The organism is Albibacillus kandeliae, assembly GCF_003116585.1.
Taxonomy (GTDB): domain Bacteria; phylum Pseudomonadota; class Alphaproteobacteria; order Rhodobacterales; family Rhodobacteraceae; genus Albibacillus; species Albibacillus kandeliae.
Window position 1 is genome coordinate 637773 of record NZ_QEHM01000001.1, and the last position, 15455, is coordinate 653227.

15 protein-coding genes are annotated in these 15455 nt (G+C 58.2%); 4 read left to right on the forward strand and 11 right to left on the reverse strand.

The features are described 5' to 3' along the window. Positions 1-2 precede the first annotated feature (2 nt). From DDT93_RS03000 to DDT93_RS03010, 3 genes are read right to left on the reverse strand one after another with little or no spacing between them, the layout of a single operon-like run. Entirely contained in the window at positions 3-797 is a 795-nt protein-coding gene (locus tag DDT93_RS03000; protein ID WP_109464299.1) for a CbbQ/NirQ/NorQ/GpvN family protein, read from the reverse strand. A 4-nt stretch (positions 798-801) separates the two neighbouring features. Then, positions 802-2157 carry a cbb3-type cytochrome c oxidase subunit I gene (locus DDT93_RS03005; RefSeq protein ID WP_109464300.1) on the reverse strand — a complete coding sequence of 452 codons (1356 nt, stop codon included), beginning with the start codon at positions 2155-2157 and terminating at the stop codon, positions 802-804. Between the two features lie 21 nt (positions 2158-2178). Beyond that, complete coding sequence (locus DDT93_RS03010) at positions 2179-2631, reverse strand: c-type cytochrome (protein ID WP_109464301.1); 453 nt, start codon at positions 2629-2631, stop codon at positions 2179-2181. Between the two features lie 125 nt (positions 2632-2756). Between DDT93_RS03010 and DDT93_RS03015 the strand changes: the two genes are divergently transcribed. Further along, a complete protein-coding gene (locus DDT93_RS03015) occupies positions 2757-3011 on the forward strand; it encodes a DUF1858 domain-containing protein (protein ID WP_109464302.1) in 255 nt (84 codons plus the stop codon). A gap of 64 nt (positions 3012-3075) precedes the next feature. Here the strand turns inward: DDT93_RS03015 and DDT93_RS03020 are convergent, their stop codons facing one another. Then, the gene (locus DDT93_RS03020; RefSeq protein ID WP_109464303.1) at positions 3076-3771 is read right to left on the reverse strand and encodes a Crp/Fnr family transcriptional regulator; all 696 of its coding nucleotides are present in this window, start codon (positions 3769-3771) and stop codon (positions 3076-3078) included. Between the two features lie 99 nt (positions 3772-3870). Between DDT93_RS03020 and DDT93_RS03025 the strand changes: the two genes are divergently transcribed. Both DDT93_RS03025 and DDT93_RS03030 read left to right on the forward strand, forming a co-directional pair. Then, on the forward strand, positions 3871-4299 hold the full coding sequence (locus DDT93_RS03025) for a pseudoazurin (protein WP_109464304.1): 429 nt from the start codon (positions 3871-3873) through the stop codon (positions 4297-4299). Positions 4300-4376: 77 nt separating this feature from the next. Then, positions 4377-5567 carry an NnrS family protein gene (locus DDT93_RS03030; protein ID WP_109464305.1) on the forward strand — a complete coding sequence of 397 codons (1191 nt, stop codon included), beginning with the start codon at positions 4377-4379 and terminating at the stop codon, positions 5565-5567. Positions 5568-5927: 360 nt separating this feature from the next. Here DDT93_RS03030 and DDT93_RS03035 read toward each other — a convergent pair whose 3' ends face one another. The 7 genes from DDT93_RS03035 to DDT93_RS03060 all read right to left on the reverse strand — a co-directional run bounded on the left by DDT93_RS03035 (position 5928) and on the right by DDT93_RS03060 (position 13105). Then, positions 5928-6311: a hypothetical protein gene (locus tag DDT93_RS03035; RefSeq protein ID WP_109464306.1), complete on the reverse strand. Its 384-nt coding sequence runs from the start codon at positions 6309-6311 to the stop codon at positions 5928-5930. A gap of 200 nt (positions 6312-6511) precedes the next feature. Then, positions 6512-6889 (reverse strand): hypothetical protein, encoded by a 378-nt coding sequence (locus DDT93_RS03040; protein WP_109464307.1) that lies wholly within the window; start codon positions 6887-6889, stop codon positions 6512-6514. 154 nt (positions 6890-7043) lie between these two features. Then, a complete protein-coding gene (locus tag DDT93_RS03045; RefSeq protein WP_109464308.1) occupies positions 7044-8576 on the reverse strand; it encodes a hypothetical protein in 1533 nt (510 codons plus the stop codon). After that, complete coding sequence (locus tag DDT93_RS03050; protein ID WP_109464309.1) at positions 8573-10498, reverse strand: hypothetical protein; 1926 nt, start codon at positions 10496-10498, stop codon at positions 8573-8575. Before DDT93_RS03050 ends, DDT93_RS03045 begins: the two co-directional genes overlap by 4 nt. Positions 10499-10615: 117 nt before the next feature. Next, positions 10616-11191, reverse strand: a complete 576-nt coding sequence (locus DDT93_RS03055; RefSeq protein WP_109464310.1) for a hypothetical protein — start codon at positions 11189-11191, stop codon at positions 10616-10618. Between the two features lie 154 nt (positions 11192-11345). Further along, a complete protein-coding gene (locus tag DDT93_RS26365) occupies positions 11346-11870 on the reverse strand; it encodes a hypothetical protein (protein ID WP_157960083.1) in 525 nt (174 codons plus the stop codon). Positions 11871-11923: 53 nt separating this feature from the next. Further along, positions 11924-13105 carry a hypothetical protein gene (locus DDT93_RS03060; protein WP_109464311.1) on the reverse strand — a complete coding sequence of 394 codons (1182 nt, stop codon included), beginning with the start codon at positions 13103-13105 and terminating at the stop codon, positions 11924-11926. A gap of 954 nt (positions 13106-14059) precedes the next feature. Between DDT93_RS03060 and DDT93_RS03065 the strand changes: the two genes are divergently transcribed. Further along, on the forward strand, positions 14060-15175 hold the full coding sequence (locus DDT93_RS03065) for an NYN domain-containing protein (protein ID WP_109464312.1): 1116 nt from the start codon (positions 14060-14062) through the stop codon (positions 15173-15175). Positions 15176-15455 lie beyond the last annotated feature (280 nt).

Here is a 15455-nt window from a genome sequence, read left to right on the forward strand (position 1 = left end):
CATCACCCGAACACGGCGCTGGCGATATCGCGCAGGGCCTGTTGCACATCCGGCTCATCGCTGAGCGGTTCGATGATGGCCGCCTGAAGCGCCCGGTCGACGGGCATCCCCTTGGCGATCATCGTGGCGGCATAGATCAGGAGGCGGGTCGAAACCCCTTCCTCAAGGTCCATGCCCGAGAGGTTGCGGATACCGCCCGCCAGTCGGACCAAGGCCTTCGCCCGGCCCTCGTCCAGCCCGCTTTCGCGCATGACCACTGGCACCTCGACCTCCGGTGTCGGGAAATCGAACCCGACGGAGACGAAGCGCTGCCGGGTCGAGGGCTTTAGCTTCTTCAGGATGTTCTGGTAGCCCGGATTGTAGCTGGCGACGAGCATGAAGCTGTCAGGCGCCACCAGTTCCTCGCCCGTCTTGTCGATGACGAGCCGGCGGCGGTCATCGGTCAGAGGGTGAAGGACGACGGTGACATCCTTGCGGGCCTCCACCACCTCGTCGAGGTAGCAGATGCCGCCTTCGCGCACCGCGCGGGTGAGCGGCCCGTCGACCCAGACGGTTTCGCCGCCCTTCAGCAGGTAGCGCCCGATCAGGTCGGCGGCCGAGAGGTCGTCGTGGCACGCGACGGTGTGCAGCGGCAGGTCCAGACGCGCCGCCATGTGTTCGACAAAGCGCGTCTTGCCGCAGCCGGTCGGCCCCTTCAGAAGAAGGGGCAGAGCGTTGGCATGGGCCGTTTCGAACACCGCGCACTCATCGGCGACGGGCTGGTAGAACGGCAGGTCGGCTGTGTTGAGGTCTTTCATCGGATCACTCTCCCGGAATGGCCGCGTCTTTGATCACGGGGCCGGGTTTGACCACCTCGCGGCGCACCACGAGCATGGAGTAGATGAAGAGGATGGCGCCAAGGACCACCGCCACACCCGAGCCGAAGCGCATCAGGTAGAAGAGGCCAAGCTGGTCCTGCACGTCCATGTAGTAGTCGCCCACGATCCGCTGCATATGCGTCTGGATCGTCCCGGCGAAGGTCAGCGTGAAGGTCATGAAGGCCATCCCGCCGGTCATCAGCCAGAAGCTCGCCATGTTGAGCACTTGGTTATAGGGCGCGCGGTTGCGCAACAGCGGCATCGCATAGCTGAACATTGCGAGGTTGAGGGCCACGTATGCACCGTAGAACGCGAGGTGCCCGTGGGCGGCGGTGATCTGCGTGCCATGGGTGTAGAAGTTCACCCCGTGCAACGTGTGCAGGAAACCCCAGACACCAGCGCCAAAGAAGGCAACAGTGGAGGACCCGAGCGACCACAGAAGCGCGGCCTTGTTCGGGTGGTTCTTACGGCCCTTCCAGACCATCACGAAAGCGAAGGACATCATGGCGAAGAAGGGGACCACCTCGAAGGTCGAGAAGATCGAACCGATCCACTGCCAGTAGCCCGGCGTGCCGATCCAGTAGAAGTGGTGCCCGGTGCCAAGGATGCCCGAGAAGAGCGCGGTGGCGACGATGACGTAGAGCCATTTCTCGATCACCTCCCGGTCGACGCCGGTGAGTTTGAGCATCAGGAAGCCGAGGATTGCGGCCATCACAAGTTCCCAGGTCGCCTCGACCCAGAGATGCACGACCATCCACCAATACATCTTGTCGAGCGACAGGTTGTCCGGGTTGATGAAGGCGAATACCCAGAGCAGGCAGAGCAGCCAGAGCCCCATCATCAGGATGTTGGTGATCGCCGTCTTGCGCCCTGCGAGGAAGGTCAGCGAGACGTTGACGAGGAAGATCACCGCCGCGACGAGGATGCCGAACTTGACCCAGAGCGGCTGTTCGAGGAACTCGCGCCCGCCGTGGATACCCACGAGGTAGGAGCCGACCGCGCCGAGCGTGCCGACCACGAGGATCGCCAGCTGGATGTAAGCGAGCTTGACCGAGAAGATTTCGCGTTCGCTTTCCTCGGGGACGAGATAGTAGGCCGCGCCGAAGAAGCCGAGCAGAAGCCAGACGATCAGCGCGTTGGTATGGATCATGCGGATGACGTTGAACGGCAGGACCTCAGACAGCGTGTTTGGCGAGACGTAGATCCAGCCAGCAAGAAGCCCGCCCAGCACCTGGATGCCGAAAAGGGCCATGGCCACGAGGAAATAGGCGTAGGCCACTTTTTGCGATTGGTATTTCATGGTTTTTCTCCTGGAAAAGGCTCAGCCCGCGTCGTTCGGCGGCCAGTTCTGGGTGTCGGTCTGATCGGCCCAGCGGAGGAATTCAGCGAGTGCGCGCATCTCCTCCTCGGTGATCTCAAAATGCGGCATCTGGCGGCGGCCCTCGATGCCCGAAGGCTGCGCCTGCATCCATCCGTCCAGCATCTCGTAGGCAAGTTCGGGGTCGTCTTGGGCGCCCCACCTTGTCATCACGTTACCGACCTCAGGCGCGAAATAGGCGCCCTCGCCGTGCAGCGTGTGGCAGTTGATGCAGGAGTTGCGTTCCCAGACGTGCTTGCCCAGTCGAACCTCTTCGGTGAGGGGCATTCCGGCAGTGGCCTTGTCCACGATGTGACGGTGGCTCTGCGCCGTCAGGGCCACGAACACGACGACGAAGAAGATGGATCCCCCGTAGAACACGTTCCTGGCCCGCGATTTGGTGAGTAGTTCTGACATGTCGCGGTCCCGACAAATTGTTGCGGATACCGGCTGTCTAAGGGTGGTGGTGTATCCGGTTATTGCGCAAACGCAAAGAACGGGACGAAAGAAGAGCACAGCATGAGGGTATGAAAGGACCCGCCATGAGCAAGCCTGACTTCGACGACCCCTGTTTGCCTTTGTCAGAGCTGTTTGCGGCCTGGCCGGAGGTCGCATCGGTGTTTTTTGAGCGGCGGATGCTGTGTCCTGGCTGTCCGATCGCGCCTTTTCATGCGATCACTGATGCGTGCCTTGAATACGACTTGGACGAAGACGCATTTCGGGCGGAGTTATCTGCGCGCATCAAAGACCAAACAGATACCGCGGGGAAACCCGGGTTAAACAAACGATCAAGGTAGGGGCTTTGTAAGAGACACCCCCGCGCAGTTCCTACCGGCAATCAATTGTCTCTTCATGCGAGGGTCATCCCTCTATGCCGCTCAAAACAACAAGGCGGTGTGGTGCCGTGACCACAATATGTTTGCGTGTCGACTGCACGATGCCGTCCTTCTGCCAGGATGAGAGCAATCGGCTGACCGTGTGCAAGGTAGTGCCGGTCATCTCTGATATGTCGTGCCGAGTGACTGGGAAGGCAATTTCGATCCCTTCCTCCGTCTTTCGTCCGGTTTGGTTCACAAGTCGTAACAGTGCACAGGCCACCCGTTTTTCCACGGCCTGCGTCGCCATTTCGGTCAACGTATCCTGGATCTGCCCCAACCGTTGTCCAAGCGTCTTGTAACTCTCGGTTGCGAACCCGGGGTAGTTCGCCACGAATTCCGGCCAGAGACTGGTGGGCCAGGAAAGCGCTATCGATTCAGCCGCTGCGATCGATGTGGCGGGGTAGGTATCGCGCTGAAGCGCCGGGGCGATCCCGAAGAGCTGACCGGGCGAGATATGCAGAACGATGATTTGATCGCCCCCCGGAGTCGTTCGGACCACCCGCAGGTATCCGTCGAGCAGCAGGTAGAAACGGTCGGCATCATGGCCTTCGCGAAAGATCGCGGAACCCTCCTCGTATCGGCGTGACACCGCGCGATCAAGGATTTCGCGAATCTGGGACTTCTCCAGAAGGCAAAAGGGCGGCAGATCGCTCAGAAGGCTTTCGTCGAGCTTTGGCAATATTTGGGTCCGGAGTTTGTTTCAGAGCAACGTTCTGTCGCGCATCTTAACGCACAAGCGGGGCAGCAAACGCAACCGGACAAATGAAAGGATGTTCCGATGCTGACGAAACTGATGATGACCGCCGCCCTTGTTCTTGCCGCTGGCACTGCCGGGGCGGAGACGTTCGAAATCCACATGATGAACAAGGGGGAGGCCGGAGCCATGGTTTTCGAACCTGCCTTTGTGAAGGCCCAACCTGGGGATGTCGTGAAATTCATTCCGACCGACAAAGGCCACAACGTCGAGGATATCGACGGGATGCTTCCGGACGGGGTTGAAGGCTTCAAGACCAAGTTCAACGAGGAATTCGACCTGACCGTCGACGCAGAAGGCGTCTACGGCGTCAAGTGCACGCCGCACTACGCGATGGGGATGGTCGCGCTAATCCAGGTGGGCGAGGCGGTCAACCTCGAGGCGGCTGAGGCCGTGGCGCAGAAAGGCAAGGCCAAGGCGCGCATGGCGGACCTGATCGCCCAGGTCGAATGACGCAGCGTCCCGCGTCAATCGACTGATACGGGCGGTGCCACTGGCGCCGCCCGATTGCATTCTTAGGGGTAAAACCAATGAAAACGCGCGATACTTATCGAGGACCGGCCCTCTTTAGCTACGGTTTTCGTCCTTTTTTTCTTTTCGCAGGCGTCTTTGCTGTCGCCGTCATGCCGATCTGGTGGCTGATTTGGCGCGGAGAAGTCGCAATCGGTGGCCACTTTGCCCCGACTGACTGGCATATCCACGAAATGATATTTGGGTATGGATCCGCTGTGGTCGCCGGGTTTCTATTCACGGCCGTTCCGAACTGGACAGGGCGGATGCCGACACGTGGATGGCCTTTGGCGATCCTCCTGGCAATATGGGTGGCCGGGCGTGCAGGTGTCGCGGGTCTCTTGCCGGTCGGTCCGATAGCGGCCGTCATCATTGACCAAATGTTCCTGCTCGCTGTCGCCTCGATGATCGCACGGGAGATCATGGCGGGGCGTAACTGGAGGAACCTGAAGGTTCTTGTCCCGGTGTCCTTGCTTTGGGGAGCAAATATAGTGTTTCACGTCGAGGCGCTTACCCAAGGTGTGTCCGACATCGGTCGCCGACTTGGGATCGCTCTGCTGATCTTTCTGATCATGCTGATCGGTGGCCGTATCGTGCCGAGCTTCACACGGAACTGGCTTGCTCAAGGCAGGTCGGAGCGGTTGCCGGTTGCGTTCAATCGTTACGACGGTGCCTGTATCCTGGTCGGCGTCACAGCGCTGGTCAGCTGGGTTGTTATGCCATTTCATGCCGCGAGCGTTCTTGCCGGCAGCTCTGCGGCTATTCTACACCTGATCCGACTGCTGCGCTGGCGAGGGCTGGCTACCTGGCGGTCGCCACTTCTTCTGATGCTCCATCTCGCATCCTTGATGGTGCCGCTGGGCTTTGCTTCCATCGGGGCTGGAGCGGCGGGCCTCGTGGGGCCGGCCGCCAGCGCTCACGTGCTTGGCATCGGCGCCGTTGCCGGGATGACACTGGCGGTCATGATGCGGGCAACAATGGGGCATACCGGCCGTCCGCTGGTTGCTGGACCTTGGCTCACAGGCGCATTCGCCCTGATCTGTGCTGCCACTTTGGCGCGTGTGGGTGGCCAAGGTGTGTCGGTCGGTGGTCTCGACGGTGTGGATGTTTCAGTTTTTCTCTGGACGCTGGCATTTGGTATCTACCTTTGGCACGTCGCGCCTTGGCTCATTGGCCCTAAGGTCGGGCGCAAGGACGTTTCAAAGGTCTGACATGGATTTCTCCGGCTCTTGTGGAGAGCGTTTGGCGCACTTTCCTCGCCTTTCGCCTGAATGCCATCGGGATCTGGAAGTCAAGCAATGAGTGCCGTCTGACGGGATTCCAGAACCTGCCGATGTATCTTGCGAACGCGTTTTCCTCCTACTTTCGGGTTTGCCAGCCCCCGCTGATTTGCCAGGCCACGCTGAAATGACGATCATGAGGTTGGTCGAGAAATTCGGTCGTCTGAAGGCCCAAACGTTCGGCCGATTGAAGTATGACGGGCGACCTCAAGTCTGGCCTTCGAGTTCCCGGGCATGATCCCGGGAACTTTCGCTGGCTTGGGAGCCGCCTGTGGGCGCAAGGATGCGAGATCAGTCGTCTGGCGACATCTGCATGGCAAGCATTGCCTGGCGATGCTCGGAAGCCAGGTCCGCGATCCTGGCACCGTAGTAATTCCATGCGGAGAGGAGATCATCGCCTCTGAAGTTCGCCGATCGAATAAAGATCGTGGCGCAGGACATGCTCTCAAAGGTTTCGAGCAACTCTGCTATGAGATTTTCGGCCCAATCATAAGCTGTGGTTCGCTCAAACGCGCCGTTCGTGAGGCAGGTAAGCGCTTCGAGTGCGTAGTCATCCCGGACCGCATCGAGCACATCGAACACTCCGGCTCCATGATTTGCAAGAAAGTCTCGAATGCCTCCGTCGTCTTGAAGGTTCGTAGGAATGCCGCTTTTCGGCGTGAAGGTGATGCTCATTTGAGCCCTCCGGACGAGCAGTGCGAGGCGATGTGCCAACGCTTTCCAACTGCCGTCGTCAAGCGCCGCAGGCGAAAGGGAACCTGCGGCGTCGACCACACCCGAACGGATGCCTGGTCGAGAGCGAGGAGCGCGGGTGAGTCAGCCCCGTTGTCCGTTCCTTGCCAGTGGTCATCAGTGGGCGCCTTGCGCGCTCTGCGTCACTCACTTTCGAGTATGAAGTCCGTCTCCAAAGCCGCTCGGAGGCCTTCGGAAAGCAGGCAAATCTCTTCGACGGCCGGTGAGGCGGGATCGATCTCCGCGAAGCACCAGAACTCCACCCTGGTATCGTCGTGAGCATGGCGCAGCTCGAGAATGTCGAGCAGTTGTCGCAGGTTCCTTTGCAGCCGCCGCGGCAGGCGGGCCTGGTCGGCAGCGTCGTCGATGACGCCCTGGGCCAGGCGTTTCCCGCCGGCGCCTGCGAGCAGCGCGCTGGCGGAGATCAGCGCTACGGCATACTCCGAAACAAATTTTCGAGCCGCCGCGTGTGACACCTCTGTCGTATCGTAGTCGGTGGGGTGCGAGAGTTGGTCGAACATTCTATCCTCCTGTTCGCCGTGGGTCCGGCACATTGGCCGGGTCAAGCCTCTCTTTTCCGCTGGCGCCTCTCCGTTTCTCCGCCTGTTCACTTCTCACAAGGAGGAAGTGAACATGAGGAAAACGCTGCGCCGAAACACCTTCTCCAGGTCCCTATTAACTCGTAGAATTCGCCTTCTCGGGCTGGTCACTATCCACGTTCCAACCGAACGTGGCCCACAGATCGTCCCGGTTATCGCGCGTTCGTGCTTCCCGCCGGGTGCGCAGGTTGTTGGAGTGTATTTCGGCCACCTGCTCAGCGATGTAGTGCATCTTGACGATATCAACGCTCTTGTGCTGTGCAGCCGGCTTGGCGAGTTCTACGCCAGCGACTCCGTGGTGCTGCACGGCATCAGAATAATGCATGACCCTCAAGGTCGTGAAACTGTTCCCAGTCAGCGCCTGGAAGACCCGGGGCACGTAGGTCGCTGCGGCAGGAGTGCCGTCCGACAGGACGAAAAGTTGTCGCCGCTCCGATAGTGCCCGGTCACGCAGCGCCGGAAGCATCGCCAGCGAAGCATCACCAAGGATGATGGCGTCGACGAACCGGCCGCATTCGGGGTGCAGCGGAAACTCGAACAATTCGGGCCGACTGGTATGCGTCTTCTGGATGGCCATCCGGATCACCCACTCGGAGCCTCGCCATAAGATGGTCTCGCCGAGGACCAACTGAGCGGACGCATTGCGCAGGGGGGCGTTTGCGAAGACAGCGAGGATCGCGGCGCCGTTGCGCATCTGGTGACGTCTTTTTGGGCTCAGTTCGGCGTCGGCGCCAAGAAGCAGATTGTCGGCGAGATCAAGGAGCTTGTCGGTCGAATTTCCCGTGCGCAACAGCTTGAAGAATTTGAGCGCGCGTTGGCCACGCTCCCGCATTTCGAATTCCCGCAATTGCGCGCGCAGGATCGCAATGATGTCATCCGGTTCCCCGACGAAGCGCGCGAAGAGATAAAGGGCGGCGACGCTCGCGCGGACCGTCGCCCAGCGAAGCCCAAATTTCCTTGCGGAGCTCCGCTGGATCACGTCGACGATGTAGCCGTCAAGGCCGGCGATGCTGAGCGGGGCAGGCAGACCGCGCTGCGATGAAGACCACACATACTGGCACAGCTTCTCGCGCATACGAACCACCATGCTGCGCGCCGGCACCCGCATCCCTGCCTCCTTACCCGGAAGGCGATCGGCGGCGCGACGAAGCGCTATCTGATACTCTTCCGGGAGGTCCCATGGCTCCACGGAAATTTGCCGCGGGACCGGAGGCCTGCGCGACGGGGGAGCGATCGGGTCCCAACCGGTGGCTTCGTGGACTGGTCTGAGTCCGTTAGAACTTTCGAGCGGTTGGCGCACTTCCTCCTGGTGTTTCCTGGATACGGCAGGTTGAAAGTGCCGGGCCTCGGCGACCCTTCGGAGAAAGCTGGGGTCGCAAACGCTGAAGACCTCCTCGAGAGCATTGAGAAGATGGATTCGCTCTGTTTCAGGGACATCCGAGACCCAAGTGCGGATGTCCCCGGCAGTTGGGTCATAAAGACTTTGCTTCAGAACATACGTAAAGAAGTCGTCAGTAGCCTCGATGGCCGCTGCCGAGAGACGGGCGAAGCCTGGCCGCTGCACAAGCGTCTGCCACACGGGCTTCGCGAGGACCTGATGGATCTTCATGCCGCCGACTCCGGCCGATGCTCCTGACTTTCGGTTCTGCTGGCCCGTCGCTCATACCGCCGTGCCTGGAACTGGCGTATCCTCATTTCCGCATCGACGAAGGCGTAGAAGCGGCGAAGCGTGGCTTCTGTATCTCCTGTCACGGTTTCGAGTTCCGCGTAGCAATTCGGATCGTAATAGACTTCGATAGAGCATACACCGTGTCGGTAGTTGTGCGCGGTAAGCGGCAGCCCGATCTCAGTAGAACATTCGGCCAACCAGCTGTCGAAGGTCTGGGTGACGAGCGACTGTGACTTCGGCTCGATGGCTGGAAAGACGAGGCTGGAATGGCTTGCGCCGCAGAACAGCGGTCGAATGCTGTTCAGAAAGAAAGACAGGATTCGGTAGGCGTCGGCACCATGCCCGATTTTGTAGAACTTGAACTTTGGCATCGATTGACCCCGTTTCGTCATAGCGCCGCCGTTTTTCAGAAGCTCGTTCGGGATGTGGATCTCGATCCGCGGCGAACTCGGGTCTCGACGGTGGTCAAAAAATGTCTGGGGATGGCCAGCCATCAAAAGATCATCGAGCACGTTTGATTTCCGGAATGGCGCCCCGTCGAGTTCGACCGCTGCGAAGGCAGCGCAGGTTCCAAACATGCGCGCCCGCCGCAGGAACCGGCTGGCAAGCCGCCGCTGCTCCCTGGAAAGCGGCTGCGTTTCGGGTGACCGTGCAAAAGCCTCGAGATCTATGCCTTCGATACGCGCATGCTCTAACGCCGCCATGGCGTGCTGAACATAAAGGAGATGCTGGGTCTCGAACCGCTCCCGGTTCACTGCGCTCTCGAGAAGGTTCCGGCACCAGTTCTCGGTATCCTTCGACATCATATCACTGGCGTTCCGGCCTTCGATTAGTCTCGGCAGCGATGAGATAAGTGTTTCAATCTTTGTGGCTTCCGCTGCCATGTTGCGACCGAGCATGCATAGCTTCAGCTTTTCGGCGTAAGCGTAGAGACTTCGGGGGGCGAGACCTCCGGGGGAGCTGCATTTCTTATCGAGATCAACGAAGACCTTCTCGATCAGGTCGGGATCGAATAGAGGTGTCAGTCCATTGACGTCTTTGAGATCTCGATAAACGCCGGCGCCGATGACGTAGGTGCGCAACGCTGCGGTGTAGATGCCCCGGCTTCCTTCAGAATGCTCTTTGGCCGTGGCTGCGCGGCCTTCTTGCGTATTCATCGACTCTACAAATTCGGTCGTTGCAGCTTTGACCCACTGGGCAGCCTCGTTGCCGAGAAAATCCGGGATTGGCGATGTGAGGCGAAATATGCCGGTGAGATCTCCGATTTCCTCTGGCGGCAACAGCGGACGACATGTCGGGAACTGGCGCAAGTAATCGAGCAGCGCGGCGCCTTGCTTGACCCGGCCCCAGTCGTCGGATGTCCAGCAGTCATCGCGCAGTGAGATGAGACGATCCCGGGTCAGGTTGGAAATGTCCCAGTTCCTCGCTCGCGCGAGGTCGATGAGCCGCGGCAGGTTCCTCGTCTGCGCTTGCTTGAGTAGGTTAGCTTCGACTAACTCGGGGAGGAGGGCCTGCAACGCGGCGAAGGTGTCTTGCCGGCTCCGGCGGGCCATACGTTTCTCAAGATCACCGTGATAGGTCTCGATCATCCGGCGGCCATCGCTTTGATATTGTTTATAGGTCGACGGTGAGAAGCCCCAGCCAGCGATGCGCTCGTTTAGTTTCAGATTTCGCTTCGCGTATTTGGGAGCGATGTCGAGATAAAGCCAAAGGTCGCCGTCGAGGGTCTCAAGGTGATGCGGCTGGTAACCGCGTCGAGCTAAGAGACGTTCGAGGTGGATGGCGTATTGGCGAACTGTTGCGCTTTCGTTTGCCTTTCCGAACTCGATAACGTCCAGCATAGAGGGTTTATTCGTGGTCATTCATACTACTCTTGTTGTCGGCGTTATCGGGAAGATTGGCCGTTATCGGGAGGCCGGTAATAAAAACCGGTAGTTTTTTCCGTCCCGAAAAACTGCCGGGGGATGTTATTTTCGGCGCTATTGGGGCTTCCCGCCTGGAGCGGCAAACAGAGTTGAAAACACACTGGATTCGATCTCAGCTGCGGTGGCTTTCGCGGACTCCTGACGACGGGTTCGATCAGGTTCCCTTGCGGGCCAGGATGTCTTTGGAATGGGGGCGACACTGGCGAAAGCCGGGGCGGGGGACCCCAGAACCGCGGTTCGTATCAGCGCCGGGATCCACCGCCGTAGGCGTGGCGGTTTTTCGGGATCATCGTCACCGAGTTGCACGCCGTCGTCGTATTGCCAGCGGCCACTCCGCAAGCATCCCCGGAGCGTTGATCGCGGGACGCCAGTCGCCTGGCTGACCCAGCAGCTGTCCACGAGTGGTTCCCGGAGCAAGGCACGTGCGTCTTCGTCTTCTGGCGCAATCCCGAAGAGCTGGCGCCATATGATCGGTTCGGGGTAAAGGCCGTGCAGCTTTTCGATCCGGAACCGACGCGCAATGGCGGTCACGTTGTTGCGGCCGACTCCGAGGAAACGCTGCATTTCGTCGGTTGTGAGACCGGCGGGTTTGGCTGGAATGATCGGATCGTGAAAGAGGTCGAACGACATGGGGCATCTCCTTTGCGAGGAGATGGGTCCCGTTCATCCGAACCGGAAATTCAGTGAGAAGGGGGCTCCAAGACACCGACAGGGAAGCTGCTTCATGACGCGGGTGCCTTCGGAATATCTGGCGGGGGCCAAGGCCCCGGCGCCCTCTTCCGGATCAGAAGTTGTCGTCGACTGGACCTTGCGAATGTTCGCCCACAGGTGGCCGGAGGCGGGAGTAGTCCTCCGGTGGTTGGTAGTTGCCGGCAAGAGCTGCTTTCACTCGACCGAGGCACCGAACAAGTTGGTGGGCTGACAAATGGTCGTGTGGCGCCGCCCAGATCTGAAATACATCCATGCCGGATGGTGCGATCCTATAGCCGAGCGCAGACATCGCCCGCTTCGTGTCTGACTGTATGATCTTGCCAGCATCTTGTCGCGCGCAGAACGGAACAGCGTCCGCAATATCGCCGGACTGGTAAGTCCAGTTCACGTCCGCGACAAGGCCGAGCACGATGCCGGGGTAGCATTGATTGAGCCAGACGCGGACATCGCGTAGGTCGAGACATAAATTGTTAATGAAATTTCCTCCAAGTTGGGTTGCCCTGGTGCACGTCAATAAAGTCATCCTGGCGATGAATTTTTCGGGAGCGTTGAAAGCTGTGATTTTCGGGCTATCGGGAGAGCATTTCCACATGGTCAACGGGTCTGCGCGTGGGCGTCGAAGGATGTGGAGTTCACCATGACGCTCTTTGTCTATCTGTCTTTCTTTTTTGCCGGTCTACGCTGTCTCACCAGACCGCTCTTACTGTTCGGCAGCAGGCTTGAAGGGAAGTCATGGAGTTCGGAGAGGGCGTCGATCGCAAAGATGCCGGTCCTGAACTGGGATAGCTTCGTGCCGGACAGGGACATTTCCGTCTCTACAATCCACCCAGGCGTAATGTCTGCCGGGCGGAGGCTTTGGGGGACGGCTTGCCCGGACACCGCAATTGTCCTGTTCATCACGGATTTCAGTCCCCGGCGAGACAATTCGTGCCGAAGTTCAGACCAGGCGTGCTCCACTGGATCCGCTGATGACCGTCTGGGAGCATCCACGGGACCGACGTGGCGCACGAGCCGTTGCACATAGATTTTGAGCGTCGCCTTCGCAGGTCGTTCAAATCCAAATTCAGCAGGGTCAAGGCCGAGTAGGACGACTTCATTGGAACCGCACACCAGGTCTTTTGTGGAGATGTTTTCCGACGATGAGATTAGGCCCCGCATCACCGCGATACGATAGATGAACGGGATCGCACAACGGACATTGGCTGGAGCTCTCTCGAATTCCTTCGCGAGTTTGTCCGGTAGGGGGGCATATCTGCGATGATCGCTATCGGAGGGGAGGGGACCAATCGGCTCCGCCGGGAGGAGGCCTGTCCCCTTCGCCAGAGCGCTCTCCTGCAAGCGGTCCATAACGCTGATCGATTGCCGGAAGTTGGACAGGACGAACCCTGACAGCTCGGCATTGATCCGGAGCGCAATTGACCGATCTATGGCTGCCGGGTCCGTGGCTTCCGGCAGGACCTTGCGCAAAGTGTAGAAGGAATTGACTGCCCAGTCGCCGATCTCGATCCGCGCGACACGCTGCAACCCTGTAATGGGATCATCGTCGACCCTCGTGCCGTCCGTAAGCAATTGCAGGTCGAGAAGCCGTCTGCGCCAGGACTGATAACGGGTCAGCTCAGACTTGAAGGTGCCTTGTGCCTGAACAGGAATGACATCGCGGGGGAATTTCGTAGCGAGTTCCGTGCCAGAGTAGGACATGGCAACAAGGGGAAGGCTTTCGAATTCCGCGAGCAACAGCAGTGCAGTCTTGAGCGTAAAGGCGCCGCCGGCCCGCAGGAGATGGGCCGGCGGGGTATCACCATTGAGTGCTTGGTATGTCTCTGCAACTTTCATGCAGGGAATATTGGTCGCTTTCTCTACGACCGAAGGAAAAAGTTCGTGGACGCCCTGTGCTGCGTGCGCCTGAACGTGATCCTGTGCCCTACCGACCAAACCAGCGCACGAAGGGCGCTGCTTTCATCCATTTCTTTGGATTCACCAGATTCACCAGATTCAGGGGGTCGTAACCCACTGTGAACACGAAGAAAAACGTGGGTCTGGTCGCGAACTATCGGGGCAAGGTCGCAAAATCCCGGCTGAAAGTCGCAGAACCTCGGACGTGGGTCGCAAGTTCTTGAACTCAGGTCGCAAATTTTCGGACGGAAGTCGCAGGAAGTCGGAAGGTGAATTGTGGCGGACAAAAGCTGTGAAAAGGCGGCAGATGTTCTCTTTGAGGGGGCGCAAAGGGGCTGGGGTCAGGCGTTGTCCCTGTCATAGGCGACGTGCTCGCGCAGTTCGGGGAGTTCAGTCCGAAGAACGCGACAGCGGTTGTGGACCGATGGACCGAACGTGTTGTAGGATCTCGCTTAATCGTGCGCGGTCCGCAAAAGTTTGCGCGGGTCGACAAAAACGGAAAGCTTTGGTCGGAGTAAATCCGCGTCGCCCAAGTCTTTGGGGGCCTTAAACTTGCAGCCTGATCATCGACAGGCCGATCCGTCTGACGCAACTGCTTGGAGCCGGTTGAGCCTCGGATCAAACCGGCGGGAAGTGGCCTTTCGCTGCAAGCGAGCGATATCTGGGGTAACCTGGTGAAAGCGGCTGTCAAATGAGAGGTCAAATCCACCAATACCGACATCGATCCAGTGGTGTTAGGGAGACCAATGTGCGGATGCTGCCGGTTGCAAAAATTTCTGTGCCTAAAGACGACATCAGTCAAAATTGTCGCTTGGGCTGCGATCAAGCTCTTGAAGCTCTGCTCCATGACGGTAGGGTGGCCGAAAGCAGAGACACTCTATGACGGAAAGATAAATGATTGGTAACTTTGGTGACCGAAATCCACGGAATAGAGATATTAAAGTCTCCGACTATGCACCTGAGAAATGGAGAGAGTTCTCGTTTGCCAGAGAAGAAGTGGCAACGAAAGCCATCAAACAAGCTGGCGGAAAAGTCGAGACTTGCAGAGTGCTCATTCAAGTTGATCTCAACGGAATGTATATGCGCTTGCATAAGTGGCTTTCTGAGGCTGGGATGCCTATCAGGGACGGGCTCATTTTAAGTCGCTTCGCCTTCTTTCAAATTTATGATGCCTTTGAAAGGATTAAAAGGAGTGTCATAGAGCACGCAGGAGGAGAGTTCGCAGACTTTGATGGTGTCACAGAGGACATCCGAACGACGGACAACGAGGGTATATGGATCAATTCAAGTAAGACATATTTGAAGTTTTCCCCCCAGTTTGATCTTTTCTATGCGCCAGCACCCCACAAAGATATTGAGTGGAAGCTACGCAAAGAGGCGCGGTCCGGAAATATCAATCTGCAAAGGCTCGCCGAGAATGCGAGCAAAGGAGTCATCGAAATTTATGGAAGTGAACGCGATTACAATGCTTACGATGACTTCATTGCAAAGTTGAAAGCTAATCCAGAATACTCTCAATCTCAGCAAGGTTTTTTTTGTTACCACGTAGGGCCGAAAGGGATTAACAGATTTGGCGAGAAGGAGGTTGATACGCGCATTGTGATTCGCGCCATGGATGCTCTTTACAATTATGAAGCTGACGTGATTTGTGTAGTTTCCTCTGACCAAGATTTCTTACCGCTGAGCAAGAAGGCTTCAGAGTTCGGGGTATCCTTTTACCAGGCCGACTTAGCTAAGTTTAACTTGCAGGGCAATGTCGGCAGGAAAATTAAAGAGTTGGGGTCAAACTTCTTAGAGGGCCGGATTGATCCAGGTTGGCCCCTTAAAGTGATTCTGGAGGCCTCCAAGTCTGACGAGCATAATTTGTCCGCCCTATACGAGATAGATGAAGACGAGCTTAGAGTGCTTTGCCAGATGCATAATGAAATGAATAGCTTTCATATCTCACCGAGCTTTGGTTCGGATGAAACAGCATCAGGGTTGGTTCTATCAAAACCACTAAGTCAGTGACCGATGATCTCGATCGGAAACCCCATGCGCCAACATCAACTATCACTTTTCGGTATGGCGGCAATGAAACAAGTCTTACCTATCCTTCATTGCGCACGAAACCATTGTCGGGTTGTCCGCACCCTGTGAGCTCCCCCATCATCGGATATTATGGCTGCTGCAACTGTTCACTATGACGGGCCGCACCGCAGTATCTTGAAGCGCTGGTCAAGGTCCGCGGGCGCTGCTGCATGAGGGATTGAGGATGGCCCGGTTGACCTTGGCCTACCCAGCCATGCTG